Here is a 26,477-nt window from a genome sequence, read left to right as displayed (position 1 = left end):
CCCCAGCGGTGTCCGCCGCCTCCGTCGTTGTGCGGGATCAGGCGGGCGGGACGGTGCTGCCGTCGTGGAGGTCCACGACCTTCCGGTCGCCGAGCGGCCGGTCGAGCGGGACCGTGCGGGTGAACTTCTTGGCGATCAAGATGCACGCCGAGCCGGGGTTCTTCTCCACCGAGGTGACGCGTACCTCCACCACCCGGCCCGAGTCGTCGGCGGTCGCCGCGTAGCTGCTGCAGACGCCGCCCCAGAAGACCAGGGTCAGCTTCGAGTCCTCGACGGCGTACGACTCCACCTTCGCCGTCCCCGTCTCCGTGCCCGTTCCCGTCCGCGGCGTCGTGCCCGGGCCGGGAAGGCCGGAGGAGCCGGGCGAGCCGGGCAAGCCGGGTGAGCCGGGTGAGCCGGGGACCGTCTGCGAGGGGGCCGGAACCCGCCCGCGCGGACCGCTGCGCACGTACGCCGGGTCCACGGCGGGCTGCGCCAGCACCCAGGTGCCCCGCACGCCCGGCTGCGCCAGCGTGAACAGCCATGACGGGACCAGCGCCCGCCGCCCGGCCACGAACTGCGCCGACAGCCCGAACTCGGCCCCGCGCGCCTCCTGGCCCCGCGGGCCGGACGGCACGCACGGCAGCTGCCTCGGCAGCGCCGGGTCCTCGCCCGGTGCGCGCGACTTCTGGGGGATTACCGTCGGGCAGTTGCGGAGCCCCAGGTCGCCGCCGGTGCCGGAATGCCGCAGCTGCTCCAGCGACTCCTTGGCCGACACCACGGGGTAGGTGTCGCCCCGGGTCAGCGGCGCCATCATCCCGTGGGCCGCGACCACGCCGTCGTGGCCAACGGTCAGCGCCGTGAGCCACCCGTGCGTCGGCAGGCCCGCCACCTTCGGGTCCGCGGTGACCTTGCGAAGGGCGCCGGCGGACTCGCTCGCGTCGGTGCGGGCGTCCTTCAAGCCGAGCGCCGCGAGCACCGGGGCGGCCTCGCGCAGCGCCCGCTCCTCGGACACCGCGTCGCCGCCGGGGGCCAGGAAGCGCTTCTTCTGCGGGGAGGCGGCGTAGCGGGAGTACGCCCAGTCGCCGGGCGCCTGCCGGCTCACCCGCAGCGCGGGCCCGCCGCCGTCCGGAGTGCCGCCGGCCCTCCACACCCCGTGGTCGGACCTCACCGTCCCGGGCACCCCCAGGGCGCGCGCCAGCTTCTCCACCGCGGCGCGGGACACCGTGCCGGGGCGCTGTACGGCGGCGGAGGACGGACCGGCGGGGAGGGCGGCCTTGAGGGCCGGCTCGCCGACCGGGCCGTGTACCGTCCCGTCGAGCTCCAGCGGGGGCGGGGACGCGGTGGCCCCGCCGCCGTTCACGCCGCCACCCGCGGCACGGGGCGTGCCGCCCTGGGCGTCGGACGCGGCCCAATAGGCGCCGCCGCCCCCGGCGGCCAGCACGGCCGCGGCGACCACGGTGACGGCCCAGGGCGACCTTCGCCGAGGGTGCGGTGACGGGCTCTCGCTCTCCACGATGGCTCCTTCGGCTCCGCGTACCACGGGCGTACCACGGGGCACAGCAGGTGACGCCCCTGTGACTCAGGAGCGGGACGTCACTTGGACGGGCCGGAGCGCGTCGCGGTTCCGATCAGTCCCCGTATTCGGCCATGCCCTCGACGACGTGCGCGGACGCCTCGGGCACCGTGATGCCGTGCAGTTTCGAGGGGGCGACCCGTGAGACCTCCGGCGTGGCCGGGGTCTCCCAGTGCTGGGCCATCTTGCGGCAGTCGCCGAGCAGCTCGGCGAGCGTCTCAGGTTCGCCGAGCGGAGCGGCGGGCAGGGAAGGGGTCATAAGCCGACCCTAGGCATCCTGAATCACATGAGAAAGACCTACTATCGGGTAGTTTCTCCGTGTCGGCGTTCATCGGCCCAGCCGGTAGCGTTGGCAGGTCAGGTCCTCGTCCGTCCTCCGCAGGAGCAGCCCAGCCGTGCGTATCGCAGTCACCGGCTCCATCGCCACCGACCATCTGATGACCTTCCCCGGCCGATTCGCCGACCAGCTCGTCGCGGATCAGCTGCACACGGTCTCCCTCTCCTTCCTGGTCGACACCCTCGACGTGCGCCGCGGAGGCGTCGGCGCGAACATCTGCTTCGGAATGGGCCAACTGGGTGTACGGCCCGTGCTCGTCGGCGCCGCCGGCTCCGACTTCGACGACTACCGGGCGTGGCTGGACCGGCACGGCGTGGACACCGCGTCCGTGCGGATCTCCGAGGTCCTGCACACCGCGCGCTTCGTCTGCACCACCGACGCCGACCACAACCAGATCGGCTCCTTCTACACCGGTGCCATGAGCGAGGCCCGCCTCATCGAGCTGCACTCCGTCGCCGCCCGGGTCGGCGGCCTCGACCTGGTCCTCATCGGCGCCGACGACCCCGAGGCGATGCTCCGCCACACCGAGGAGTGCCGTACCCGGGGCATCCCGTGGGCCGCCGACTTCTCGCAGCAGATCGCCCGCATGAACGGCGACGAGATCCGGATACTGCTGGACGGCGCGGCCTTCCTCTTCTCCAACGAGTACGAGAAGGGCCTCATCGAGTCCAAGACCGGCTGGACGGAGGAGGAGATCCTCGGCCGTGTGGGCACCCGGGTCACCACTCTGGGGTCCCGCGGCGTGCGCATCGACCGCGTCGGCGAGGCGCCGATCGTCGTCGGCTGCGCCGAGGAGGAGGCCAAGGTCGATCCCACGGGCGTGGGCGACGCCTTCCGCGCCGGCTTCCTGTCCGGCCTGGCCTGGGGTGTCGGGCACGAGCGCGCCGCGCAGGTCGGCTGCATGCTCGCCACCCTGGTCATCGAGACCCTCGGCACCCAGGAGTACCAGCTGAGCCGGGCGCACTTCATGGACCGCTTCACCAAGGCCTACGGCGACGAGGCCGCCGACGAGGTCCGCACGCACCTGCGCTGACGTTTCCGCGCCGGTCCTCCGCGCCCCGCCGCCCTCTGGGCGGCGGGGCGCCGCGCGTGGCGGGTCAGGACAGGCGGCGCACCCAGTAGGCGACGCCTCGCGGCGCCTCGTGCGCACCGGCGTACTCCTGGCCGCGCATCTCGCACCAGGCCGGGATGTCGAGCCGGGCGGCCTCGTCGTCGGACAGGACGGAGACGATCCCGCCGACCGGCACGTCCTCGATGACCTTCGCCAGCTCGATGACCGGGATCGGGCACCGCTTGCCGAGGGAGTCCACCACCAGTTCGGGGAGGTCCCCCCGCGACGTCCCGGTCGGCCGGGCCGCCGGCTCGGGGGCGCCGAGCCGTTCGCGGACCGTCCGCACCACGCCGGGCAGGACCTCCAGGAAGCCCTCGACGTCGTCGGCCACCGCGCCCGACGGGAGCGAGACGCGCACGTTCCCCTCCGACAGCACGCCCATGGCCTTGAGGACATGGCTGGGCGTCAGGGTGCTCGATGTGCACGACGACCCGGAGGACACGGAGTAGCCCGCGCGGTCGAGTTCGTGCAGCAGGGCCTCGCCGTCGACGTAAAGGCAGGAGAACGTCACGACGTTGGGCAGCCGCAGCGAAGGGTGCCCGACCACCTCGACGTCCGCCACCAGTTCGGGCACCCGGGCGCGGATACGGTCGACCAGCGCCGACAGACGCGCCGCCTCCGCGACCGCCTCCGCGCGCACCGCGCGCAGCGAGGCGGCCGCCGCGACGATCGCCGGGAGGTTCTCGAAGCCGGGGGCGCGGCCGGACTCCCTTTCGTCCGCGGGCCCCTGGGGGGCGAAGCGGGTGCCCTTGCGCACCGCGAGCAGCCCGACCCCGGACGGCCCGCCCCACTTGTGCGCGCTCGCCGCCAGCAGTGACCAGGGGCCCTCGACCGGCCCCCAGCCCAGCGACTGCGCGGCGTCCACCAGCAGCGGCACCCCGACCGCCCGGCACAGCTCGGCCACCTCCGCCACCGGCTGCGCCGTGCCCACCTCGTGGTTGGCGGACTGCAGGCAGGCCAGCGCGGTGTCCGCCCGCAGGGCGGCGCCGAAGGCGGCGGCGTCGACCAGGCCGGTGCGGTCCACCTCCACCTCCGTCACCGTGCCGCCCTCCACCGCGTGCAGGACGGAGGAGTGCTCGACCGCCGAGACGACCGCGTGCCGGCCCACCCGCCGCCGTCCGGCCAACGTCCCGGAGACCGCCGCGTGGACCGCGCGTGTCCCCGAAGGAGTGAAAACCAGTTCGTCCGGCCGGCACTCCACGGCTTCCGCCGCGGCCTCGCGCGCCGCGTCGAGCAGCAGCCGGGCCCGGCGCCCCTCCCGGTACAGCCGGGCGGGGTCGGCCCAGCCCTCGTCGAGAGCGGCGAGAAGGGCCTGACGGGCGACGGGATGCAGCGGGGCGGCGGATGCGGCGTCGAAATAGGGCACGTCCCGCACGGTACGCCCCGGCGGCCGGGCCGGCGTCTGGGCCTGCGTCAGAAGGCCCCGGAACGGGGCGTTCCGCGGGTGCGGGAGAGCGTCCGACACCCCTTCGGGGGCCGCCCCGGCGCGTTGGCACCCCTCCCCGCGCGGCCCAAAAACGAGTCCAGTAGGGTTTGGTCCGCATAAACATCCACACCACTGCCCGCGCCAGGGCGACCGACCAGCACAGGCCGGGAATCCCGACGCGCGGGCGAGACTCTCGGGAAGGCGCTACGTGAGTCCCTACGGCTCCGACCGCTCGTCGCGGCGCCCGATGCGGCGGATTCTGCCGCAGGCGCTGGCCGCGGGCCTGGTCCTTGCGACCGCCACCGGTTGCACATACGAGGACTTCCCCCGCCTGGGCATGCCCAGCCCCGCCACGGCCGAGGCACCGCGGATCCTGTCGCTCTGGCAGGGTTCCTGGGCGGCCGCGCTCGCGGTCGGCGTGCTCGTCTGGGGGCTGATCCTCTGGAGCATCATCTTCCACCGCCGCAGCCGCACCAAGGTGGAGGTGCCGCCCCAGATCCGCTACAACATGCCGATCGAGGCGCTCTTCACCACGGTCCCGCTGGTCATCATCTCGGTGCTCTTCTACTTCACCGCGCGTGACGAGTCCAAGCTCCTGGAGACCTCCAAGCGGCCCGACCACGTCATCAACGTGGTCGGCTTCCAGTGGAGCTGGGCGTTCAACTACGTCGAGGACGTGGACGGCAACCCGTCGACGCCCGCGGCGGGCAAGGTGCCTGCGGAGCTCTCCACGATCTCGGCGAAGAAGCTGGACGCGCCCGCCGGCGCGGACGGCGTCTACGACTTCGGGACCCCTGCCTCCAAGGACCCGGACACCGGCAATCCGGGCCCGACCCTGTGGCTGCCCAAGGGCGAGACGGTCCGGTTCGTGCTCACCTCGCGTGACGTCATCCACGACTTCTGGGTGGTCCCCTTCCTGATGAAGATGGACGTCATCCCCGGCCACACCAACGTCTTCCAGGTGACCCCCAACAAGGAGGGCACCTTCATGGGCAAGTGCGCCGAGCTGTGCGGCGTGGACCACTCCCGGATGCTCTTCAACGTCAAGGTCGTCTCTCCGGCGCAGTACCAGCAGCACCTGAAGGACCTGGCGAAGAAGGGCCAGACCGGTTACGTCCCGGCAGGCATTGCCACCACCGGCAACGCCAAGAACGCGGAGACCAAGACCCAGTGAGCATTCTCAACGAACCCCACGGCGCGGCCGCGGCGCACGAAGACACGTACGAGGACGAGCTGCCGCTCCGCACGAAGCAGCCCGGCGCGGCGGTCGTGAAGTGGCTGACCACGACCGACCACAAGACGATCGGTTCGCTCTACCTCGCGACCTCGTTCTTCTTCTTCATCATCGGCGGCATCATGGCGCTCATCATGCGCGCCGAGCTCGCCCGCCCCGGCACCCAGGTGGTGTCGAACGAGCAGTTCAACCAGCTCTTCACGATGCACGGCACCGTGATGCTGCTGATGTTCGCGACGCCGCTGTTCGCCGGCTTCGCGAACTGGATCATGCCGCTGCAGATCGGCGCCCCCGACGTCGCCTTCCCGCGGCTGAACATGTTCGCCTACTGGCTCTACCTGTTCGGCTCGCTCATCGCGGTCGCCGGCTTCCTGACCCCGAACGGCGCCGCCGACTTCGGCTGGTTCGCCTACTCCCCGCTCACCGACGCGGTCCGCTCGCCGGGCATCGGCGGCGACCTGTGGATCATGGGTCTGGCCTTCTCCGGCTTCGGTACGATCCTCGGCTCGGTCAACTTCATCACCACGATCATCTGCATGCGCGCCCCCGGCATGACGATGTTCCGGATGCCGATCTTCGTCTGGAACGTGCTGCTCACCGGTGTGCTGGTGCTCTTCGCCTTCCCGGTGCTGGCCGCCGCGCTGCTCGCCCTGGAGGCGGACCGCAAGTTCGGTGCCCATGTCTTCGACGCCGCCAACGGCGGCGCCTTGCTATGGCAACACCTGTTCTGGTTCTTCGGGCACCCAGAGGTCTACATCATCGCGCTGCCGTTCTTCGGCATCATCAGTGAGGTCATTCCGGTCTTCTCCCGGAAACCGATGTTCGGTTATGTCAGCCTCATCGCGGCGACGATCTCCATCGCCGGCCTCTCGGCGACCGTGTGGGCGCACCACATGTACGTCACCGGCGGTGTGCTGCTGCCGTTCTTCTCCTTCATGACCTTCCTGATCGCGGTACCGACCGGTGTGAAGTTCTTCAACTGGATCGGCACGATGTGGAAGGGCTCACTGAGTTTCGAGACACCGATGCTATGGGCGATCGGCTTCCTGATCACCTTCGCCTTCGGTGGTCTGACCGGTGTCATCCTGGCCTCGCCGCCGCTGGACTTCCACGTCTCCGACACGTACTTCGTGGTGGCGCACTTCCACTACGTCGTCTTCGGAACCGTCGTCTTCGCGATGTTCTCCGGATTCCACTTCTGGTGGCCGAAGTTCACGGGCAAGATGCTGGACGAGCGGCTGGGCAAGATCACCTTCTGGACGCTGTTCTTCGGCTTCCACGGCACGTTCCTCGTCCAGCACTGGCTGGGCACCGAGGGCATGCCGCGCCGCTACGCGGACTACCTGGCCGCGGACGGCTTCACCACGCTGAACACCATCTCGACCATCAGCTCCTTCCTGCTGGGCCTGTCGATGCTGCCGTTCTTCTACAACGTGTGGAAGACGGCCAAGTACGGCAAGCCGGTCGAGGTCGACGACCCGTGGGGCTACGGCCGCTCCCTGGAGTGGGCGACCTCCTGCCCGCCTCCGCGGCACAACTTCCTCACGCTGCCGCGCATCCGGTCCGAATCCCCGGCGTTCGACCTCCACCACCCGGAGATCGCCGCTCAGGACCAGCTGGAGAACGTCGGCCCGGCCCCCAAGGCCGTCTCCGGCGGCGATGAGAAGGAGACCGGCAAGTGAAGTTCCAGGGCAGGCTGTTCCTGTGGCTCTCCTTCTTCTTCCTGGCCATGGCCATCCTCTACGGCCTGTGGTCCAAGGAGCCGGTGGGCACCACGGCGCTCTTCCTCTCCTTCGGCCTGGCCGTGATGATCGGGTTCTACCTGGCCTTCACCGCTCGCCGGGCGGACACCGGGGCGCAGGACCGCGAGGACGCGGATGTCTCGGACGACGCCGGCGAGCTGGGCTTCTTCAGCCCGCACAGCTGGCAGCCGCTGCTGCTGGCCTTCGGTGGTGCCACCGCCTTCCTGGGCATCATCTTCGGCTGGTGGCTGATCTACTTCGGCGCGCCCTTCATCCTCTTCGGACTGTGGGGCTGGGTCTTCGAGTACTACCGGGGCGAGAACCGCACCCAGTGAGCTCGTAGCGCACACGGGCGAGGCCCGGACACCCGAATGGGGTCCGGGCCTCGCCCGTTCGCACGCGCCCGACGCGCGCGGACGGGCTCTTATGCATACCGTGTGATCATGGGTCTCTTTTCTCCCCGCCGAATGGCGATCGCACTCGTGACAGCGGTTGTGGCAGCCCCGCTGGCCGCCTGTTCGGGTGACGGCGATCCGTTGGCCAAGGCTCCTTACGACGCCTCGGGCGACGTGGTGTGGGCCGCGGGCACGGGCACGAAGAAGGCCGATCCCCGGAAGCCGCTGCAAATCACCGTCAAGGGTGACAGCAAACGCATCACGGATGTGACGGCCACCGACGGCGCGGGCCGATTCATCCGCGGGCGGCTCTCCGAGGACGGCAGGCACTGGCAGAGCACCTCCGCACTGGGGGCGGGGGCCCACTACACCGTCCGGGTGAGTACCGAGGACAAGGACGGCCGCCAGGGCCGCAAGACGCTGGCGCTCGACACCCGCGCCCCCGACAAGCTGCTCCGGGTCACGTTCGGCCCCGAGAGCGGCACCTACGGCGTCGGACAGCCCGTCACCGCCGAACTCAGCGCCCCGGTCAAGGACATCAACGCCCGTATCGCCGTCGAGCGCAGTCTGCACGTCGACTCCGCGCCCTCGGCCGGCCAGGGCGCCTGGTACTGGGTGGACGACCGCACCCTGCACTACCGCCCGCACGCCTACTGGCCCGCACACGCCCGCATCGAGGTGCGCAGCACCCTCGACGGCCTGCACATCAAGGGCGGCATGTACGGCGGCCCGGCCAAACCCCTGACGCTGCGCACCGGCGACCGCGTGGAGGCGCTCACGGACGCCGAGACGCACACCATGACCTTCAAGCGCAACGGCCGTGTCGTGCGCACCATCCCGGTCACCACCGGCAAGCCCGGGTTCTCCACCCGCAACGGCATCAAGGTCGTGCTGGGCCAGGAGGCCAACGTACGGATGCGCAGCGAGACCGTGGGCATCGCGTCCGGCAGTTCGGACGCCTACGACCTGCCCGTGCAATGGGCCACCCGGGTGACCTGGAGCGGTGAGTACGTGCACGCCGCGCCCTGGTCGGTGGGCTCGCAGGGCGTGGCCAACGTCAGCCACGGCTGCACTGGCATGAGCACGGAGAACGCCCGCTGGTTCTACGACAACGTCCGGCGTGGGGACATCGTGGTGGTCACGCACAGCCTGGGTGAGGAGATGGCGCCGTTCGGGAACGGATTCGGCGACTGGAACCTCAGCTGGGCCGACTGGCGCAAGGGCAGCGCGGCCGGGGCGCGGGCCGGCGTCGACCCGGCCGCGGCGGACGACACGGATGACCCGCAGGCCCGCCTGCGGCCGGTGCTGTGACCGCCGCGCCGCCGCCTACACGCCGATGGACAGACGCTGCCTGAGCAGCCCCGCCAGGGCGGCGCTCAGCTCGACCGGGTCGACGGGGTGGCTCACCGCCGCGTCGGCCCGGCTCCAACTGGCCAGCCAGGCGTCCTGAGGGCGCCCGATCAGCACCAGCACCGGCGGGCAGCGGAAGATCTCGTCCTTGACCTGCCGGCACACACCCATGCCGCCCGCCGGTACGGACTCGCCGTCCAGCACACAGGCGTCGATGCCGCCGCTCTCCAGGGCGCTCAGCACCGCCGGAAGGGTCGCGCACTCCAGGTACTCCACCGGCGGCAGGTCGCTCGCGGGGCGGCGGCCGACGGCCAGACGGACCTGCTCCCGGGTGTTCCTGTCGTCGCTGTAGACCAGCACCGTCGCGGTCGTCTGCATCCGTGCCTCCTCGCCTTCGTGGAGTCGCCTGCCTGTGGCCGAACCTTACTCCTGAGCAGGGTCCTTCGAGGAGTGTTAGCTCCTTCGGGCGATCTCCACCGCCGTCCCAAGTGCCTTGACACACCGAATGGCACCCCCCGGAGTGAGCGCGAGATAAGGGACCGACATAATGTCGGTCGTGGCGACAGCAACAGCAGTAGAAACCGGGCACGCGCACCCGTCGGTCAACCGGCCGAACCTCACCAGCGTCGGAACCATCATCTGGCTGAGTTCCGAGCTGATGTTCTTCGCGGCCCTCTTCGCGATGTACTTCACCCTCCGCTCGGTGACGGGTGCCGAGTACTGGAAGGCCCACGCCGATCTCCTGAACGTTCCGTTCTCGGCGGCGAACACCACGATCCTCGTGCTCTCTTCCTTCACCTGCCAGATGGGTGTCTTCGCCGCCGAGCGCGGCGACGTGAAGAAGCTGCGCGCGTGGTTCACGGTGACCTTCATCATGGGCGCGATCTTCATCGGCGGTCAGATCTTCGAATACACCAACCTGGTCAAGGAGGACGGCCTTTCGCTCTCCTCGGACCCGTACGGTTCGGTGTTCTACCTGACCACCGGCTTCCACGGTCTGCACGTGACGGGCGGTCTCATCGCCTTCCTGCTGGTCCTGGGACGGACCTACGCGGCCAGGCGGTTCACGCACGAACAGGCCACCGCCGCCATCGTCGTCTCCTACTACTGGCACTTCGTCGATGTCGTCTGGATCGGCCTCTTCGCCACGATCTACCTGATCAAGTAAGCGGACCGCCGCGGCAGCCGCGGCCACCTGTCCGTCTCCCAGACCCATCGACGCAAGAGATCCTGACACCGGGGTAATCCGTGAAAAAGCTCTCCGCACGACGGCGCCACCCGATGGCGGCGCTTGTCGTCCTACTTCTCGCGCTCACGGCCATCGGGGGGCTGTACGCGGCGCTCGCGCCCGCGCCCAAGGCGCAGGCCGACGACAGCTCCCAGTCCCTCGCCATCGAAGAGGGCAAGAAGCTGTACTCCGTCGGTTGCTCCAGCTGCCACGGTAGGTCGGGCCAGGGAAGCAGTGACGGCCCGAGCCTGGTGGGCGTCGGCTCCGCGGCCGTGGACTTCCAGGTCGGCACCGGCCGCATGCCGGCCCAGCAGCCCGGCGCGCAGGTTCCGAGCAAGAGGAACATCTACTCGCAGAAGCAGATCGACCAGCTCGCCGCGTACATCGCCTCGCTGGGCCCCGGCCCGGCCACGCCCGGCGAGGAGCAGACCAACCCCAGCGGCGCGGACATGGCGCGGGGCGGGGAGCTGTTCCGTACCAACTGCGCGCAGTGCCACAACTACCAGGGCAAGGGTGGCGCCCTGACGAACGGCAAGTACGCCCCGTCGCTCTCGGGTGTGAGCAACAAGCACCTGTACGAGGCCATGCTCACCGGCCCGCAGAACATGCCGTCGTTCCCCAACAGCACGATGCCCGAGCAGAACAAGCGCGACATCATCGCCTACCTGAACGCCGTCAACGGCGACAAGGCGCCGAGCCCCGGCGGCATGTCGCTGGGCAGCCTCGGCCCGGTCACCGAGGGTCTGTTCGGCTGGATCTTCGGCCTCGGCGCTCTGATCGTCTGTGCGTGCTGGATCGGCGCCCACACCACCAAGGCCAAGAAGTCATGAGTCAGGACATGTCAGAAGAGAACCTGCCGGAGCGTTCGGCTCACGACCACGGCGAGGTCGGCCGCGCGGATGAGCACCCGTTCGCCGACCCGGGCCTGCCCGCGCACCTGCCGCGACGCCAGGACATCGACGAGAAGGCCGCGAAGTCCTCCGAGCGCACGGTGGCGCTGCTGTTCGCCGCCTCGATGGTCGCCACGCTCGGCTTCATCGCGAGCTTCGTCGTCATCCCCATCGACAAGATCGTCTACGTCTGGCCGCTGGGCCACGTCAGCGCGCTCAACTTCGCGCTGGGCATGACGCTGGGCGTCTCGCTCTTCGCCATCGGCGCCGGCGCGGTCCACTGGGCCCGCACCCTGATGGACGACACCGAGCGCCCGGCCGAGCGGCACCCGATCTCCGCCGACCCGGAGACCCGTGCCCAGGTGATGCGCGACTTCGGCGACGGCGCGAGGGAGAGCCAGCTCGGCCGCCGCAAGCTGATCCGCAACACCATGCTCGGCGCGCTCACCCTGGTCCCGCTGTCCGGCGTCATGCTGCTGCGCGACCTCGGCCCGCTGCCGGAGCAGAAGCTCCGGCACACCCTGTGGGCCAAGGGCAAGCTGCTGGTCAACCAGAACACGAACCAGCCGCTGCGTCCCGAGGACGTCGCCGTCGGTTCCCTGACCTTCGCCGTGCCCGAGGGGCTGGAGGAGGACCAGGAGGACTTCCAGGAGCAGATCGCCAAGGCGGCCCTGATGATCGTGCGCATCGCGCCGGACGACATCAAGGACAAGCGGGCGCGCGAGTGGGCGCACCAGGGCATCCTCGCCTACTCCAAGATCTGCACCCACGTCGGCTGCCCGATCAGCCTGTACGAGCAGCAGACGCACCACGTGCTCTGCCCCTGCCACCAGTCGACGTTCGACCTGTCCGACGGTGCGCGGGTGATCTTCGGCCCGGCGGGTCACGCCCTGCCGCAGCTGCGGATCAGCGTGAACGACGAGGGCTACCTCGAGGCGCTCGGCGACTTCGAAGAGCCCGTGGGCCCTGCCTTCTGGGAGCGTGGATGACTACCAACGAGAGCGCGAGCGGCAAGCCGCGCGGCAAGGCGCCCGCCGGTGAGCGTGTCGCCGACTGGGCCGACGGCCGGCTGGGCATCTACAGCCTGGCCAAGGCCAACATGCGGAAGATCTTCCCGGACCACTGGTCCTTCATGCTGGGCGAGATCTCCCTCTACAGCTTCATCATCGTCATCCTGACCGGTGTCTACCTGACGCTGTTCTTCCACCCGGCGATGAACGAGGTCGTCTACGACGGCTCCTACACGCCGCTGCAGGGCATCAGGATGTCCGAGGCGTACGCGTCGACGCTGCACATCAGCTTCGACGTGCGCGGCGGTCTGCTGGTCCGCCAGATCCACCACTGGGCGGCCATCGTCTTCGTGGCCGCGATGCTCGTGCACATGATGCGCGTCTTCTTCACCGGCGCCTTCCGCAAGCCGCGCGAGATCAACTGGCTCTTCGGCTTCCTGCTGCTGTTCCTCGGCATGTTCGACGGCTTCATGGGCTACTCGCTGCCGGACGACCTGCTGTCGGGTACCGGTATCCGCTTCATGGAGGGCGCGGTCCTGTCCGTGCCCATCGTCGGCACGTACCTGTCGTTCTTCCTCTTCGGCGGGGAGTTCCCAGGGCACGACATCGTGCCGCGGTTCTACACGATCCACGTGCTGCTGATCCCGGGCATCATGGCGGGCCTGCTGGTGGCCCACCTGATCCTGGTCTTCTACCACAAGCACACGCAGTTCCCCGGCCCCGGCAAGACCGAGAAGAACGTGGTCGGCATGCCGCTGCTGCCGGTCTACACCGCCAAGGCGGGCGGCTTCTTCTTCCTGGTCTTCGGCGTCATCGCGGCCATGTCCGCGCTGGTGTCCGTCAACCCGGTCTGGTCCTACGGCCCCTATCGGCCGGACCAGGTGTCGACCGACGCGCAGCCCGACTGGTACATGGGCTTCTCCGAGGGCCTGATCCGCATCATGCCGGGCTGGGAGATCAGCCTGTGGGGCCACACGCTCGTGCTGGGTGTGTTCATCCCGCTGGTGGTCTTCCCGCTGGTCCTGGGCTTCATGGGCGCCTACCCGTTCCTGGAGTCGTGGGTCACCGGTGACAAGCGCGAGCACCACCTGCTCGACCGCCCGCGCAACCGCCCGGTCCGCACCGGCATCGGCGCGGCCTGGATCAGCCTCTACCTGATCCTGCTGGTCGGTGGCGGCAACGACCTCTTCGCCACCCGCTTCCATCTGTCGATCAACGCGATCACCTGGGTGGTCCGGATCTCCTTCTTCGTCCTGCCGGTCCTGGTCTTCTTCATCACGAAGCGGATCTGCCTGGGCCTGCAGCGGCGCGACCGCGACAACGTGCTGCACGGCCGCGAGACCGGCATCATCAAGCGGCTGCCGCACGGCGAGTTCATCGAGATCCACGAGCCGCTCGAGCAGTCCAGGCTGTTCACGCTCACCTCGCACGAGCAGCCCAAGCCGCTGGACATCGGCCCGGAGACGGACGAGAACGGCGTGGAGAAGAAGGTCGGCCTCACCACGCGACTGCGCGCGAAGCTGTCGCGCGGCTACTACGGCGAGGGGACCCAGATCCCCAAGCCGTCGGCCGAGGAGTACGAGGAGATCACGAGCGGCCACGGCCACCACTGATCCCCGACGCTGTGCCACCGGGCAGGGCCCTGTTCGCCGGAGTTCATCCGGTGGACGGGGCCCTTTCCCGTTCCCCCGCGCCGATAGGCTGGGGCCGAAGGACCATCCATTGCACGTCAGACCACCCGGAGTGTGGACCATGAGCGTTGTGAACCCCGCTGGAGGCGACACCGCGGCGGATCGCTCCTGGCCCGAGATACTGGCGACGCTGCTGGCGGGGAAGGACCTGAGCAGCGCGGAGACGGCGTGGGCGATGGACCGCATCATGAGCGGCGGGGCCTCCGACGCCCAGATCGCCGGTTTCATGGTGGCCCTGCGGGCCAAGGGCGAGACCGTCGAAGAGGTCACCGGCCTCGTCGAGGCGATGTACGCGCACGCGCTGCCGCTCGACATCCCCGGGCCCGCAGTCGACATCGTGGGCACCGGCGGCGACCGGGCCAGGACCGTCAACATCTCGACGATGTCCGCCATCGTCATCGCCGGTACCGGGACCAAGGTCGTCAAGCACGGCAACCGCGCGGCCAGCAGCGCCAGCGGCGCCTCCGACGTGCTGGAGAAGCTGGGCATCAACCTGGACCTGTCGCCCGACCGCGTCGCCCGGGTGGCCGAGGAGACCGGCATCACCTTCTGCTTCGCGGCCAAGTTCCACCCCGCGATGCGCTACGTCGCCTCGGCACGGCGCGACCTGGGGATCCCGACCTCCTTCAACATGCTCGGCCCGCTGACCAACCCGGCCCGGGTCGGGGCGTCGGCGGTCGGCTGCTTCGACACCCGGATGGCCGGGCTGATCGCGGGTGTGCTGGCGCGGCGGGGCACCTCCGCGCTGGTGTTCCGCGGTGACGACGGACTGGACGAGCTGACGGTCACGGCCACCTCCCAGGTGTGGATCGTGCGGGACGGGGCCGTGGAACAGGTCTCCTTCGACCCGCGCGACGTCGGCATCGAGCTGGTCCCGGTCGAGGCGCTGCGGGGCGCCGACGCGGCCTACAACGCCGACGTGGCGCGCCGGCTGCTGGCCGGCGAGACGGGCCCGGTGCGGGACGCCGTCCTGCTCAACTCCGCTGCCGCACTGGTGGCGCTGGAGCCCGCGGAGGGCACCTTGACCGACCGCATCGCCGCCGGGATGACGCGGGCGGCGGAGTCCATCGACTCGGGCGCGGCCGCGAAGACGCTGGAGCGGTGGGCGGCGGCCACCAACTCCTAGTCGCGCGGACGTTCACACGGAAGGGCCGGGGCCGGGCGCCCCGGCCCTTCCGTGTCCCCGCCGTACCCGGGGCCGCCGGTGCGCGATGTCCGGGATGCGGACCGCGACTTGCGGCGCCGGAGGTCTGTGGCAGGATGCTGCGCAGGTCACGAGTGACAGCGACACGGCCCCGGCCCGCTGTCCGGCAACCCTCCTTCCGTGGCGGGGTGCCCCGGGTGATGACCAGGCCGCAGGCAGCGAGGTCTGCGGCAAGCGCGGTCATGAGGAGTTCTTCCATGAGCAAGCGAATGCGCTAGGGCCCGAAGGCCCCTTTCCACCCTCCCCGGGCGTGCCTTGTGTGCCGCCCGGTGTCCCGAGGGCTTTCCCGTCATCCCTGACGCCCCGTCGCTTCCCCCTGCCCACAGGAGACTTCGCCATGTCCGTGCACCCCGCTGCCACCGTCCGCGCCACTCCGCTCCCCGTCCTCGGCCGCGACGTCCTCGTCCCGCTCGTCACCGGCGGCGAGGTCGCCTACGCCGCGCTCGACTACGCCGCGAGCGCGCCCGCGCTCCAGCGGGTGTGGGACGACGTGGCCGCCTACGCGCCCTACTACGGCAGCGTGCACCGGGGCGCGGGGTACCTGTCGCAGCTGTCGACGGACCTGTTCGAGCAGAGCCGCGCGGAGGTGGCCGCGTTCCTCGGCTGCCGGGCGGACGACCAGGTGGTCTTCACCCGGTCGACCACGGACTCGCTCAACCTGCTGGCCTCCGTCGTGCCGGACGGGACCCGGGTCTTCGTCTTCGAGACCGAGCACCACGCCTCGCTGCTGCCCTGGCGGGACGGCGATGTCACCTACCTGAGCGCGCCCCGGACCCCCGCGGAGGCCGTGGCCGTGCTGGAACGGGCGCTGGCCGCGCGCGAGACGGAAGGGCCGGCGCTGGTCTGTGTGACGGGTGCGTCCAATGTGACCGGAGAGCTCTGGCCGGTCCGCGAGCTGGCGGCGGCCGCCCACGCGCACGGCGCGCGCATCGTCCTCGACGCGGCGCAGCTCGCGCCGCACCACCCGGTCGACGTGGCCGGACTCGACGTGGACTGGGTGGCCTTCTCCGGGCACAAGCTCTACGCGCCCTTCGGGTCCGGCGTCCTGGCCGGCCGCGCCGACTGGCTCCGCGAGGCCGAGCCCTACCTCGCGGGAGGCGGCGCCTCCCGGCGCGTGGCCCGCCGCGAGGACGGCGGCGTCGAGGTGGACTGGCACACCACGGAGGCCCGCCACGAGGCCGGCTCGCCCAACGTCATCGGGGTCTACGCCATCGCCTCCGCCTGCCGGGCCCTGCGCGAGGCGGGTTTCGACGGCCTCGTCGAGCGCGAGCAGGCGCTGGTCGCCCGGGTGCGCGAGGGGCTCGCCGGGATCCCGCAGGTCCGCGTGCTGTCCCTGTTCGGCGAGGACGCCCCCCGCGTCGGCGTCCTGTCCTTCGTCGTCGACGGCTGGAACAGCTCTCACTTCGCCGCCGCCCTCTCCGCCGAGTACGGCATCGGCGTCCGCGACGGACTGTTCTGCGCCCACCCGCTCGTCCGCACGCTGCTCGGCGACCACACGGAACCGGGGGACTGCGGGGGCGACACCACGCTCAACGCCGTCCGCGTCTCCTTCGGCGCGGGCACCCCCGACGAGCACGTCGACCGCTTCCTCGACGCCGTCCGTACGCTCGTCACCGACGGCGCGCGGTGGCGCTACCGCACCGAGAACGGCCGCTGCGTCCCCGCGTAGCGGCGCGCCGGGGCGAGGCCCTGCCGGCCGGAGTCCCTAGGAGTCGAGACCGATGGCGAAGGCGGCTTCGAGGTCGTGCTGGGAGTACGTGCGGAAGGCCACGTGGGTGTCGGTGGCCTCGACGCCGGGGATCTTGCTGATGCGGCCGGGGATGACGTCCGCGAGCTGGTCGTGCTGGGCGACCCGGACCATGGCGACCAGGTCGTAGGTCCCGGTGACGGAGTAGACCTCGCTGACGCTGTCGAGCGCCGCGATGGACTGCGCGATCTCGGGGATCCGGTCGACGCTGGTCTTGATGAGCACGATCGCGGTGATCACGGCTGTAGGTCTCCTTGGGTCGCCCTGGGTGCGGGCTCAAGCTTAGGCCTTGCCCGGTAGCACCCCCAGGCGCACAGGAAGCCGAAGAGGAATCCGGTGATGTGCGCCAGGTACGCCACGCCCGGGCCGGACTGCTGGGCCTGCCCGGCCAGGGACTGCAGCACGAACCAGAAGACGAGCACCATCCACGCGGGGAAGCGCAGGGGCAGGAAGAAGAGGAAGGGGAAGAGGCTGGTCACCCGTGCCCGGGGATAGAGGTAGAGGTACGCGCCGAGGACACCGGAGATGGCACCGGACGCGCCGACCAGGGCCTGGGTGGACGTGGTGTGCGCCAGGGCGTAGCCGTAGGTGGCCAGGTAGCCGCACACCACGTAGAAGAGGAGGTAGCGCAGCCGGCCCATGCGGTTCTCGACGTTGTCGCCGAAGACGTAGAAGAACAGCATGTTGCCCAGCAGGTGCACCCAACTCCCGTGCACGAAGAGCGCCGTGAGCACCGAGACGAAGGGCGACCGCCCCAAGTCGCCCGGCGGCGGGCACCCGGTGGGCATCACGACCGACGCGGCGGGCACGCGCCCGTGCCAGAGCTCCGCGGGGATGACACCCCACCGGGCGAAATACGAGGCCTGGGCGCACGCCAGCTCATGGCCGGTGCCGTACACGGGGTTGAGCCCGGAGGCCGGGCCGATCAGGAAGACCGCCACGCACAACCCGATCAGGGCGTACGTCACCACGGGTCTGCGGCGGACAGGGTTCTCGTCGTACACCGGGATGACCATGCAGCGATCATGGCGGAACGGGCGTAACGGTCACACGGCGCCTCGCCGCAGCGCCGGATCCCGCCGAGGCCGTAGGGTGACCGGAACGCAAACGCGCGACCTAGGAGCAGATCCGATGACGGTTCCACTGCCGACCTCCACGACCCGGTGGCGCTGCACCCTCTGCGGAAACCTGACCCGGTTCGACGTCACACGGTCCAGCAGGGTCGTCGAGTACGTGCACCTGGACCTCGCGGGGGAGCCCAAGGTGGAGGAGCGCGAGGTGCTGAGCGAGACCGTCGAGTCGGTGCGCTGCCGCTGGTGCAACGCCGTGGACCGGGTCGAGCTGGTGGACCGTCCCGACGCGGCGGCTGCGCAGGCCTGACCGCCGCCGGGGACAATGGAGGGGCGCGGCGCGGCCTGAGAGGTTGAGGGAGGCCGGGGAGGCGCGCCGCAGAACTGGACAGGAGTGACTGGTGGACCGGACCGGCGGTAATCCGGGCCACGGCGACGAGGCGGCCGGGCCCGCGGCTACGGCTGCCCCGGACGGCTCGGCCCCGCCCGAGGCCCTCGACCGTCCGCTGCCCGAGGGCGTGCGCCATCGCGTGGTCTCGCTGGCGGCCGACGCCTTCGGCGGGCTGACCCTGGCCGAGCTGCCCGCGGTGCTGCGCCCGTACGCCCGGTTCACCCCGAGTCGCCGCGCCAAGTTCGCGGCCACCGCCCTGGCCACCGCCCTGGAGGGCGATCCCGCGTTCCGGCACCGTGTCGCCGGTCGGCTGCGCGAGGCGGAGCCCGAGCTGTGCGACGCGCTGGACGCCGGCACCCCGCCGCCTGCCGTGGATCCGCTCGACGTGGCCGCGGCCGCCTATCTGCTGCGGCCCGCGGGCTGGGCGAAGCTGGTCGCCGCCGCGGGTGAGGAGGCGCAGCGCGTCAGCGCCGAGCGGGCCGGCGAAGAGGTGCTGCGCGAACTGCGGCAGCTGAAGGCGGAACTCGACGAGGTGCGGGGCCAGGCCCGCACCGAGGCCGTCCGCGCCCGCGCCGACCTTGACGCGGCCCGCAAGGAAGCGGAGGCGCTGCAGCGGAAACTGCGCAGCGCCGGCAGCGATGTGAAGCGCGCCGAGGCGGCACTGCGCAAGGTCGAGGCCGAGCTGGACGAGACGCGTTCGGCAGCCGCCGTGGACAAGGCGGCCGCGGACAGCGAGGCGCGCCGGCTGCGGGCCCGGCTGGCCGAGGCGGAGTCCGCGGTCGAGGCGGGCCGCCGGGCGGCGCGCGAGGGCCGCAGCGTGGAGGACATGCGGCTGCGACTGCTGCTCGACACCGTGCTGGACGCCGCGTCGGGACTGCGTCGCGAGCTGGCGCTGCCGCCGCGCGACACCCTGGGCGTGCGTCCGGCCGACACCGTGGACGCGGTGGCGCCGGGGGCGATCAGCCCGAAGGACATCGCGCGCCGCGCCCTGTCGGAGGACGACCCGGCGCTGCTGGACCAGTTGCTCGCGCTGCCCCACGCCCATCTGGTCATCGACGGCTACAACGTCACGAAGACCGGTTATCCCGCCCTGCCGTTGGAGAAGCAGCGGCTGCGGCTGCTGGGCGGCCTCGCGGTGCTGGCCGCGCAGAGCGGCGCCGAGGTCACCTGCGTCTTCGACGGCGCGGACCTGGACGCGCCGGTGCTGCTCGCCCCGCCGCGCGGGGTGCGGGTGCTGTTCAGCAAGGCCGGTGAAACGGCCGACGAGTTGATCCGGCGTCTGGTTCGCGCGGAACCTCCCGGTCGTCCGATTGTGGTGGTTTCGTCCGATCGTGAGGTCGCGGACGGGGTGGCCCGCGCCGGCGCCCGCCCGGTCGCATCCACCTTGTTGCTCAAGCGACTTGCCCGGGTGTGACCTGGAGCACACCGTGAGGCGCATGGGGCGTTTTTTTGGAACTCTGCGTCAACTCGCCATTACTACGCGTGCGATGTGTGTAAAGAAAACGCGAGTGAACGACTTTTTTCCTTCAGGGATTTGATCCGATCACAAGATGGTCACTAGGGTCAGGCCTCGAACCTCTGCGCAGTCGATCACCCAATCGGGGTGGCGGCGGAGGTCCCGCCGATCCGAAGTGGCGTGCGTACGACGGGGGACGCCGACGCTCGGGGCCGGGGAACCGTGGTTCCCGATGCACGCGGCAGGCGGCTGGAGGAAGAAGGAGCTCGCCCGAGTGGCGTCCCACCGTCGTCCCAAGCAGACCAGTCGCGCACGTGTCACTGTGCTCACCGCGACCGCCGCCGCAGCCGTGGCCCTCTCCGCCCAGGCCGCCCAGGCCGCTCCCGCCAAGCAGTCCGTCAAGAGCGTCAAGGCCAAGGTCGACGCCCTGTACGAGCAGACGGAGCAGGCGACCGAGAAGCTGAACGGCGCGACGGAGAAGCAGGACCAGCTGCAGAAGCAGGTCGAGGACATCCAGGACCAGGTCGCCCGCGAGCAGGGCGAACTCAACGACCTCCAGGACGACCTCGGCACTCTCGCCAGCGCCCAGTACCGCAGCGGCGGCATCGACCCGACGCTGCAGCTCTTCCTCTCCGCCGACCCGGACAGCTACCTCGACAAGGCGTCCACCCTCGACCAGGTGGGCACCAAGCAGGCCGAGGCGCTCCAGCAGATCGCGGAGAAGAAGCGCACCCTCAACCAGCAGAAGGCGGAGGCGGCGAGCAAGCTCTCCGAGCTCGACCAGACCCGCACCGAACTGGGCAAGAAGAAGAGGGAAGTCCAGGGCAAGCTGGCCGAGACGCAAAAGCTCCTCAACTCGCTCACCGCCGCCGAGCGCGCCTCGCTCGCCGCCGCGGACGCCCGCTCCAGCCGCAGTAACGAGCGCGTCAACCTGGGCAACGACACCCCGGCCTCCGGCCGCGCCGCCGCCGCCCTCGCGGCCGCCCAGAGCAAGCTCGGCTCGCCGTACGTCTACGGTGCCACCGGCCCGAGCTCCTTCGACTGCTCCGGCCTGACCTCCTGGGCCTACGCCCAGGCCGGTGTCGGCATACCCCGGACCTCCCAGGCCCAGGCCGGCGCCGGCACGCGCCTGTCGATGAGCCAGCTGATGCCCGGCGACCTGGTCCTCTTCTACGGCGACCTGCACCACGTCGGCCTCTACGCGGGCAACGGCATGGTCCTGCACGCGCCCCGCACCGGCACGGTCGTCCGCTACGAGTCGATCAACAACATGCCGTTCCAGTTCGGCGTCCGCATCTGATCCGCACCCGGTCCGCACCCGAGTCCGGTTGAACCTATCGGGTGATCTCGTACGGTGACGGCCGGGCGGTGACCTGCGCAAGTGGGGCGCCGCCCGGCCTCCGTACGTCCCCGGGTCTTTGAACTCCGCGTGTACGGCTGACTACTGTCGGCCGACGTGCCTTCCCATCGACGCATTCCGCAGCCCGGCCAGGGTCCCCGTACCGCACGGGTCACGGTCCTGACCGCCGCTGCCGCCACCGCCGCCGCGGTGGCGGGTGCCGCCTCCGCGCCCAGCGCGCAGGCCCGGCCCTCGGACACCGCGACCGACGTGGCCACCCGCATCGACCACCTCTACGAGCAGGCAGAGCGGGCGACCGAGCAGTTCAACGCGGCCAAGGAGCGCTCGGAGCAGCTGCGCGGCCAGGTGGAGGTCCTCCAGGACCGCGCCGCGCGCGGCCAGGAGCGGGTCAACGGGCTCCGCAACGACCTCGGCATGCTCGCCGGCGCCCAGTACCGCAGCGGGGGAGTGGATCCCACGCTCGCGCTGCTGCTCTCCCCGGACCCCGGCACCTACCTCGACCGGGCGGCGACCCTCGACCGGATCAGCAGCCGCGGCAACGCCCGGCTCGGCGAACTGCGCGACGCCCAGCGAGTGCTCGACCAGGAGCGCACCCAGGCCGCCGGCCGGCTGGTGGAGCTGGAGCAGGCCCGCACCACGCTCAACGCCCGGAAGAAGACGGTGCAGCGCAAGCTGCTGGCCGCCGCGCGCCTGGTCAACTCCCTCACCGACGAGGAGCGGTCACGGCTGGCCTCCCGCTTGGAGCAGCGCGCCTCCCGCTCCGGACGGATGATCGACATCCCCGACTTCGGGGCGTCCTCCACCCGTGCCGCCGAGGCCGTCGCGGCCGTGCGCTCCGTCGTTGGGGCCCCCTACGCCTGGGGCAGCACCGGCCCCGGCGCCTTCGACTGCTCCGGGCTCATGGTCTGGGCGTACCGGCAGGCAGGTGTCGGGCTGCCGCGCACCTCCCAGGCCCAGATGCACGCCGGGCGGCAGGTGCCGCTCAGCCAGGCCCGCCCGGGCGACCTGGTGGTCTACCGGGGCGACGCCAGCCATGTCGGCATGTACGTCGGGAGCGGCCAGGTCGTGCACGCCCCCTACCCCGGGGCGCGCGTGCGCTACGACCCGATCGGCATGATGCCGGTCGCGGCGGTGACCCGGCCCGCGTGACCCGGCCCGCGTGACCCGGCCCACGTGGCCCGATCCACGTGACCGCGGGACCGTACGATCGGCGGCGTGGCCCCCACACGTCGTCCCCTCGCCCGTCTCGCCGCCGTCGCGCTGTGCTGCGCGGCGGCGCTGGCCGGTTGCGGGCCCTCCGGTGCGCCCGGCGGCGACCGCCCGGACCGGACGGCCGTGCAGCGGCTGCTGGACCGGCGGGCGGCGGCACTGCTGGACCGGGACGAGCGGGCGTACCTCGCCGGGGTCGTGCCCTCCCGGCGGGCCGCCGAACGGCAGGTCTTCCGCAATCTGAAGGACGTGCCGCTGGCCTCCTGGTCGTACCGGGTCGTCTCGGTGGACGGCGGTGACCGGCCGGCCGCCCGCGTCGAACTGGACTACCGCGTCAAGGGATACGACAGCGCGCCCGTCGCCTCGCAGGAGTCCGTGCGGCTGGGGCAGGACGGCGACGGGCGGTGGCGCGTCGCCGCCGAGGGCGCGGACGGCGACCAGTTGTGGGAGCAGGGCCCGGTGCGGGTGGTGCGCGGCACGCACAGCCTCGTCCTCGGCACCGTCGGCACGGCCTCGCTGAAGTCGTACGCCGCCGACGCCGACCAGGCCGTCCCCGCCGTGCTGCGGGCCTGGGGGACGCGCGGCTGGAGCGGCAGGATCGTCGTCGAGGTCCCCGCGTCGCTGCGGAGCATGGGCGAACTGCTCGACGCCCCCGCCGACGCCTACGCGGGCATCGCCGCGGTCACCACGGGCGAGGCCGGCGGCCCCGCCTCGCACGCACCCGGCGGCCGCGTCATCGTCAACCCCGAGGCATTCGGGCAGTTGTCCGCCTTCGGCCGCCGCGTCGTGCTCACCCATGAGGCCACCCATGTGGCGACCCGCTCCGCCACGGCCCCCGGCACGCCGCTCTGGCTCTCCGAGGGCTTCGCCGACTGGGTCGCGTACCGCGGCTCCGGCCGCACCGCACCGGCCATCGCCCCCGAACTCGCCCGCGACGTCGCCGCGGGCCGCGTGCCCCGGGCGCTCCCCACCGACGCGGCCTTCGGCACGCGGGCCGCCGGGCTCGCACAGGCCTACGAAGGCGCTTGGCTGGCCTGCCGCTTCATCGCGGACGAATGGGGCGACGCCCGGCTCGTCGCCCTGTACCGTGCCGGTGCCGACACACGCCGTGTGCTGGGGATCGGCACGGACGAGCTCACCGCGCGCTGGCGCGCCTACGTCGAGCGGGAGTTGGGATGACCGAGGACTTCACGCCGGCCGAGACCGAGCGCGGCAGGGCGCTGCGCCGGGCCCAACTGCCGTTCCTCCTGGGCGGCCGCCTCGCCGGGCTCGCCCTCCTGCTCGTCCTCGGCCTCACCCCGGCGGGGGCCGCGCTGACCGGGGTGTTCGGCGGCGCGTGGGGGCTGCGCGTCCTGGCGGGCGGACTCCTCCTCGTCCTGCTCCAACAGGCCGTCACGCTGCCCTTCTCCGCACGGGTACGGGTCGTGCGCCGCCGATACGGCCTGGTGACCCAGGGCTGGGGCGGCTGGGCGGCCGACGTCCTGCGCGGCCTCCTGGTCTCCGTGCCGATCGTCCTCGCCGCCCTGTACGGCTTCTACGGGCTCGGCTGGGCCTGGGCCGCCCTCGGCGCGGCCTGCGCGGCCGTGGCGCTGTCCTGGCTCGCCCCCGTCGTCCTCGAACCGCTCTTCAACCGCTTCCGGCCGCTGGACCCGGGAGCCCTGCGGGACGCGCTGCTGGCCCTGGCCGAACGCGACGGCATCCCGGTGCGCGACGTCCTGGTCGCGGACGCCTCGCGGCGCACGACGGCCCTCAACGCGTACGTCTCCGGCTTCGGCCGGACCCGGCGCATCGTCGCCTACGACACCCTTCTGACGACCGCCCCGGCCGGCGAGGTGGCACTCGTCGTCGCCCACGAACTCGGCCACGTCAAGCACCGCGACGTACTGCGCGGCACCCTCATCGGCGCGCTCGGCGCGGCCGCGGGCGTCTGCGTCCTGGCGGCCTTCCTCTCCGCCGCCTCCCCCTTCGCCGCCGACGACCCGCGCGGTCTCTTCCTGCTCGCGGCGGCGGCGGCCGTCGGCTCCGCCTTGGCGGGTCCCCTCGGCTGCGCCGTCAGCCGCCGCGCGGAGCGCCGCGCGGACCGCCACGCCCTTGAACTCACCGGCGACCCCGCCGAGTTCATCGCCATGCAACGCCGCCTCACCGTCGCCAACGTCTCCGACCCCGACCCCCCGCGCGCCCTCCACCTCCTCTTCGGCACCCACCCCACCCCCGTCCAGCGCATCGCCGGCGCCCGCTCGTTCGCCACGGCCTCCACCCCCTGACCCGCGCCCCGCGTGATGTGGGCGGGCCCGCCACGCCGCACTTGCGGCGTCAGTGGCGCTGTACTCCGTGGGCGCGCGCGGGCTGCCGGGCCGCGCTGGGCACCTCGTCCGGCGTCCCGCGGCCTCGGGGGTACGGGGCGGCGCCCCCCCGCGCTGAGCAGCGGGGCCAGGCGCGGCGCGCTGCGTACTGACATGCCTCGGGCCGTGCGTATGACGGACTTGCGTGCCGTCACGTTCCCCAGGGCCTTGCGGCGTGCGCGGGAATCGCGTGCCGGTGTCCAGGCGGTGCCCCTCCGGGCGCGGACCGCTCTGTTGCGCCGCTGCGCCCGCATCGGGCGGAGCGGCTGGTTGCCCGCTCAGGCCCCGTCGGGCGCTGCGTTCGGCGGCGCGCGGTCTTGGGGCGCGCGGCGGCGGCCCCGTGTCAGGCGTGCGCGGTCACCACGTGAGGAGCCGGCCGCCGTCGGGCTCCGGTTCCGCCGCGGAGGGGGGAGAGCCGGCGTCGGCCGGGGTGGCGGGGAACGGGCCGGGGTCGCGGGCCGTGGCGGTCCACAGGCGGCGGCAGGCGATGAGGGAGGCGGCGACGAGCAGGCCGTTGCGGAGCACGAGGAGCGTGATGCCCACAGGGGTGCTGCCGACGACGTCGCCGAAGCGAATCGGGAACTCGTAGAGGGTGACGGCGGTGGCCGCCAGCACGAGCCCCGCGGGCAGGGCCATGACGCTCGCGCGCAGCGTGAGGCAGACGGCGGCCATGCCGATCAGCCAGATCATGTACTGGGGGCTGATGACCCGGCTGGTCGTGGTGAACAGCAGGACGGCGGTGAAGGCCGCGTCGAAGGGCGTCGCCGCGCCGAAGGCGCGGGCCCGCACCCGCCACAGCAGCAGCCATGCGAAGGCGGCGACGGTGAGCGTGAGCGCGATGTCGCTGACCAGGCCGACGTACGGGCCGAGGAACTCCACGGAGCCGTAGTTGAGCAGCACCTGGCCCTGCCAGCCGTGGTGCCGGGCGAAGTGGAAGACCAGGGAGCCCAGCGACTCGATCTCGGTGCCGCGCTCGCCCTGGAACCGCAGGAAGGCGAAGGCCCCGGGCATCCACAGCCAGAACCCCAGCGCGAGGACGCCCGCCGAGGCCACCGCCGCCGCCCACACCCGCCGGTCCCGCACGCCGGTCAGCAGCAGGACCGGCCAGACCTTGAGCATCGCGGCGAACGCGATGAGGGCGCCGGCGACCCTGGGCCGCCGCACGGTCGCCAGCAGCGCGGCCACGGCCACGGCGGTGACCATCACGTCGTAGCGCGCGTAGGCGGTCGGTCCCAGCAGTGGCACACCGATCACCCACACGTAGACGCCTGCCTGCCGGCGTCCCTCGCCGCGCGAGCCGCGCAGCAGCAGGGCGAACGTGACGGCGTCGGCCGCGCAGGCGAGCCAGAAGAACGCGGTGGTGTAGTCGAGGAACGGCAGCAGCCCGGGGGAGAGCACGGCCAGCGCGGCGGCCGGCGGGTACTGCCAGGTGACGTCGTGGAGCGGGAAGGTGCCGGACCGCAGCACCTCGTACCATCCGTGGTAGATCGCCGAGACGTCGCTGGTGACGTCGAGCGGCGACACGCTGAACACCTTGAACACGCACAGGAGCAGCACGATCCGGGTGATCACCCAGGCGAGGATGGGTCCCACCCGGGACCTCCCGCCGCTACTGCCTGCCATGTCCACCTCGTCGTATCGCTTCTGCAGTGATGATGCACGATGCCGGTCGCACCTGTGGACGGGCCCCGGTACAAAAGGACGCATCCGCCGCCACGGTCGGTTGCCG

General features: G+C 71.7%; 24 protein-coding genes and 1 riboswitch. Of the genes, 17 read left to right on the top strand and 7 right to left on the bottom strand.

From position 1 onward, the window contains the following. Positions 1–37: 37 nt before the first annotated feature. On the bottom strand, positions 38–1,495 hold the full coding sequence (locus tag ACFWVC_RS28010; protein WP_384292391.1) for a hypothetical protein: 1,458 nt from the start codon (positions 1,493–1,495) through the stop codon (positions 38–40). 115 nt (positions 1,496–1,610) lie between these two features. After that, positions 1,611–1,814 carry a hypothetical protein gene (locus ACFWVC_RS28005; RefSeq protein ID WP_384292387.1) on the bottom strand — a complete coding sequence of 68 codons (204 nt, stop codon included), beginning with the start codon at positions 1,812–1,814 and terminating at the stop codon, positions 1,611–1,613. A 136-nt stretch (positions 1,815–1,950) separates the two neighbouring features. Here ACFWVC_RS28005 and ACFWVC_RS28000 point away from each other — a divergent pair, with 136 nt between their 5' ends. Continuing rightward, positions 1,951–2,925 carry a carbohydrate kinase family protein gene (locus ACFWVC_RS28000; protein ID WP_384292382.1) on the top strand — a complete coding sequence of 325 codons (975 nt, stop codon included), beginning with the start codon at positions 1,951–1,953 and terminating at the stop codon, positions 2,923–2,925. Positions 2,926–2,989: 64 nt separating this feature from the next. Here the strand turns inward: ACFWVC_RS28000 and ACFWVC_RS27995 are convergent, their stop codons facing one another. Continuing rightward, positions 2,990–4,369 (bottom strand): cysteine desulfurase/sulfurtransferase TusA family protein, encoded by a 1,380-nt coding sequence (locus ACFWVC_RS27995; RefSeq protein WP_384292378.1) that lies wholly within the window; start codon positions 4,367–4,369, stop codon positions 2,990–2,992. A gap of 268 nt (positions 4,370–4,637) precedes the next feature. Here ACFWVC_RS27995 and coxB point away from each other — a divergent pair, with 268 nt between their 5' ends. The 4 genes from coxB (at position 4,638) to ACFWVC_RS27975 (ending at position 9,111) form a co-directional block, all read left to right on the top strand. Beyond that, entirely contained in the window at positions 4,638–5,603 is a 966-nt protein-coding gene (gene coxB, locus ACFWVC_RS27990; protein ID WP_384292374.1) for a cytochrome c oxidase subunit II, read from the top strand. Continuing rightward, the gene (ctaD, locus tag ACFWVC_RS27985) at positions 5,600–7,345 is read left to right on the top strand and encodes a cytochrome c oxidase subunit I (protein ID WP_384292370.1); all 1,746 of its coding nucleotides are present in this window, start codon (positions 5,600–5,602) and stop codon (positions 7,343–7,345) included. Before coxB ends, ctaD begins: the two co-directional genes overlap by 4 nt. After that, a complete protein-coding gene (locus tag ACFWVC_RS27980) occupies positions 7,342–7,740 on the top strand; it encodes a cytochrome c oxidase subunit 4 (RefSeq protein ID WP_384292366.1) in 399 nt (132 codons plus the stop codon). Before ctaD ends, ACFWVC_RS27980 begins: the two co-directional genes overlap by 4 nt. A 108-nt stretch (positions 7,741–7,848) precedes the next feature. Beyond that, on the top strand, positions 7,849–9,111 hold the full coding sequence (locus ACFWVC_RS27975; protein ID WP_384292363.1) for an Ig-like domain-containing protein: 1,263 nt from the start codon (positions 7,849–7,851) through the stop codon (positions 9,109–9,111). Between the two features lie 15 nt (positions 9,112–9,126). Here ACFWVC_RS27975 and ACFWVC_RS27970 read toward each other — a convergent pair whose 3' ends face one another. Next, on the bottom strand, positions 9,127–9,528 hold the full coding sequence (locus tag ACFWVC_RS27970) for a hypothetical protein (protein ID WP_384292358.1): 402 nt from the start codon (positions 9,526–9,528) through the stop codon (positions 9,127–9,129). A gap of 169 nt (positions 9,529–9,697) precedes the next feature. On the opposite strand from ACFWVC_RS27970, the gene ACFWVC_RS27965 reads away from it, so the two are divergent. The 6 genes from ACFWVC_RS27965 (at position 9,698) to ACFWVC_RS27940 (ending at position 16,842) form a co-directional block, all read left to right on the top strand. Beyond that, a complete protein-coding gene (locus ACFWVC_RS27965) occupies positions 9,698–10,318 on the top strand; it encodes a heme-copper oxidase subunit III (protein WP_319662130.1) in 621 nt (206 codons plus the stop codon). Between the two features lie 80 nt (positions 10,319–10,398). Next, positions 10,399–11,208 (top strand): c-type cytochrome, encoded by an 810-nt coding sequence (locus ACFWVC_RS27960; protein ID WP_384292351.1) that lies wholly within the window; start codon positions 10,399–10,401, stop codon positions 11,206–11,208. Positions 11,209–11,216: 8 nt separating this feature from the next. After that, complete coding sequence (locus tag ACFWVC_RS27955) at positions 11,217–12,257, top strand: Rieske 2Fe-2S domain-containing protein (RefSeq protein WP_384292347.1); 1,041 nt, start codon at positions 11,217–11,219, stop codon at positions 12,255–12,257. Beyond that, positions 12,254–13,891: a cytochrome bc complex cytochrome b subunit gene (locus ACFWVC_RS27950; protein WP_384292342.1), complete on the top strand. Its 1,638-nt coding sequence runs from the start codon at positions 12,254–12,256 to the stop codon at positions 13,889–13,891. Before ACFWVC_RS27955 ends, ACFWVC_RS27950 begins: the two co-directional genes overlap by 4 nt. 139 nt (positions 13,892–14,030) lie before the next feature. Further along, positions 14,031–15,095: an anthranilate phosphoribosyltransferase gene (trpD, locus tag ACFWVC_RS27945; RefSeq protein WP_384292337.1), complete on the top strand. Its 1,065-nt coding sequence runs from the start codon at positions 14,031–14,033 to the stop codon at positions 15,093–15,095. Positions 15,096–15,239: 144 nt separating this feature from the next. After that, positions 15,240–15,356: riboswitch (SAM riboswitch) on the top strand. A gap of 154 nt (positions 15,357–15,510) precedes the next feature. Next, positions 15,511–16,842, top strand: coding sequence for an aminotransferase class V-fold PLP-dependent enzyme (locus tag ACFWVC_RS27940; RefSeq protein WP_384292332.1), 1,332 nt, complete (start codon positions 15,511–15,513; stop codon positions 16,840–16,842). A 36-nt stretch (positions 16,843–16,878) separates the two neighbouring features. Here the strand turns inward: ACFWVC_RS27940 and ACFWVC_RS27935 are convergent, their stop codons facing one another. Further along, positions 16,879–17,160 (bottom strand): Lrp/AsnC ligand binding domain-containing protein, encoded by a 282-nt coding sequence (locus tag ACFWVC_RS27935; protein WP_319662123.1) that lies wholly within the window; start codon positions 17,158–17,160, stop codon positions 16,879–16,881. After that, the gene (locus ACFWVC_RS27930; protein ID WP_384292326.1) at positions 17,157–17,936 is read right to left on the bottom strand and encodes a rhomboid family intramembrane serine protease; all 780 of its coding nucleotides are present in this window, start codon (positions 17,934–17,936) and stop codon (positions 17,157–17,159) included. Before ACFWVC_RS27930 ends, ACFWVC_RS27935 begins: the two co-directional genes overlap by 4 nt. Positions 17,937–18,051: 115 nt before the next feature. On the opposite strand from ACFWVC_RS27930, the gene ACFWVC_RS27925 reads away from it, so the two are divergent. From ACFWVC_RS27925 to ACFWVC_RS27900, 6 genes are all read left to right on the top strand, one after another. Continuing rightward, the gene (locus tag ACFWVC_RS27925; RefSeq protein WP_384292321.1) at positions 18,052–18,300 is read left to right on the top strand and encodes a hypothetical protein; all 249 of its coding nucleotides are present in this window, start codon (positions 18,052–18,054) and stop codon (positions 18,298–18,300) included. 91 nt (positions 18,301–18,391) lie between these two features. After that, the gene (locus tag ACFWVC_RS27920; RefSeq protein ID WP_384292316.1) at positions 18,392–19,795 is read left to right on the top strand and encodes an NYN domain-containing protein; all 1,404 of its coding nucleotides are present in this window, start codon (positions 18,392–18,394) and stop codon (positions 19,793–19,795) included. A gap of 316 nt (positions 19,796–20,111) precedes the next feature. Continuing rightward, positions 20,112–21,137, top strand: coding sequence for an NlpC/P60 family protein (locus ACFWVC_RS27915; RefSeq protein WP_384292313.1), 1,026 nt, complete (start codon positions 20,112–20,114; stop codon positions 21,135–21,137). 156 nt (positions 21,138–21,293) lie between these two features. Beyond that, the gene (locus ACFWVC_RS27910; RefSeq protein ID WP_384292306.1) at positions 21,294–22,346 is read left to right on the top strand and encodes an NlpC/P60 family protein; all 1,053 of its coding nucleotides are present in this window, start codon (positions 21,294–21,296) and stop codon (positions 22,344–22,346) included. A 66-nt stretch (positions 22,347–22,412) separates the two neighbouring features. Beyond that, positions 22,413–23,585, top strand: coding sequence for a hypothetical protein (locus tag ACFWVC_RS27905; protein WP_384292301.1), 1,173 nt, complete (start codon positions 22,413–22,415; stop codon positions 23,583–23,585). Further along, positions 23,582–24,670, top strand: a complete 1,089-nt coding sequence (locus ACFWVC_RS27900) for a M48 family metalloprotease (RefSeq protein ID WP_384292298.1) — start codon at positions 23,582–23,584, stop codon at positions 24,668–24,670. Before ACFWVC_RS27905 ends, ACFWVC_RS27900 begins: the two co-directional genes overlap by 4 nt. Before the next feature lie 435 nt (positions 24,671–25,105). Here the strand turns inward: ACFWVC_RS27900 and ACFWVC_RS27895 are convergent, their stop codons facing one another. Then, positions 25,106–26,371 (bottom strand): glycosyltransferase 87 family protein, encoded by a 1,266-nt coding sequence (locus ACFWVC_RS27895; protein WP_384292296.1) that lies wholly within the window; start codon positions 26,369–26,371, stop codon positions 25,106–25,108. Positions 26,372–26,477 lie beyond the last annotated feature (106 nt).

Source organism: Streptomyces sp. NPDC058691 (assembly GCF_042714775.1).
Classification (GTDB): domain Bacteria; phylum Actinomycetota; class Actinomycetes; order Streptomycetales; family Streptomycetaceae; genus Actinacidiphila.
The sequence above is the reverse complement of the archived record's forward strand: the minus strand, read 5'-3'. Positions and strand labels throughout refer to the sequence as shown.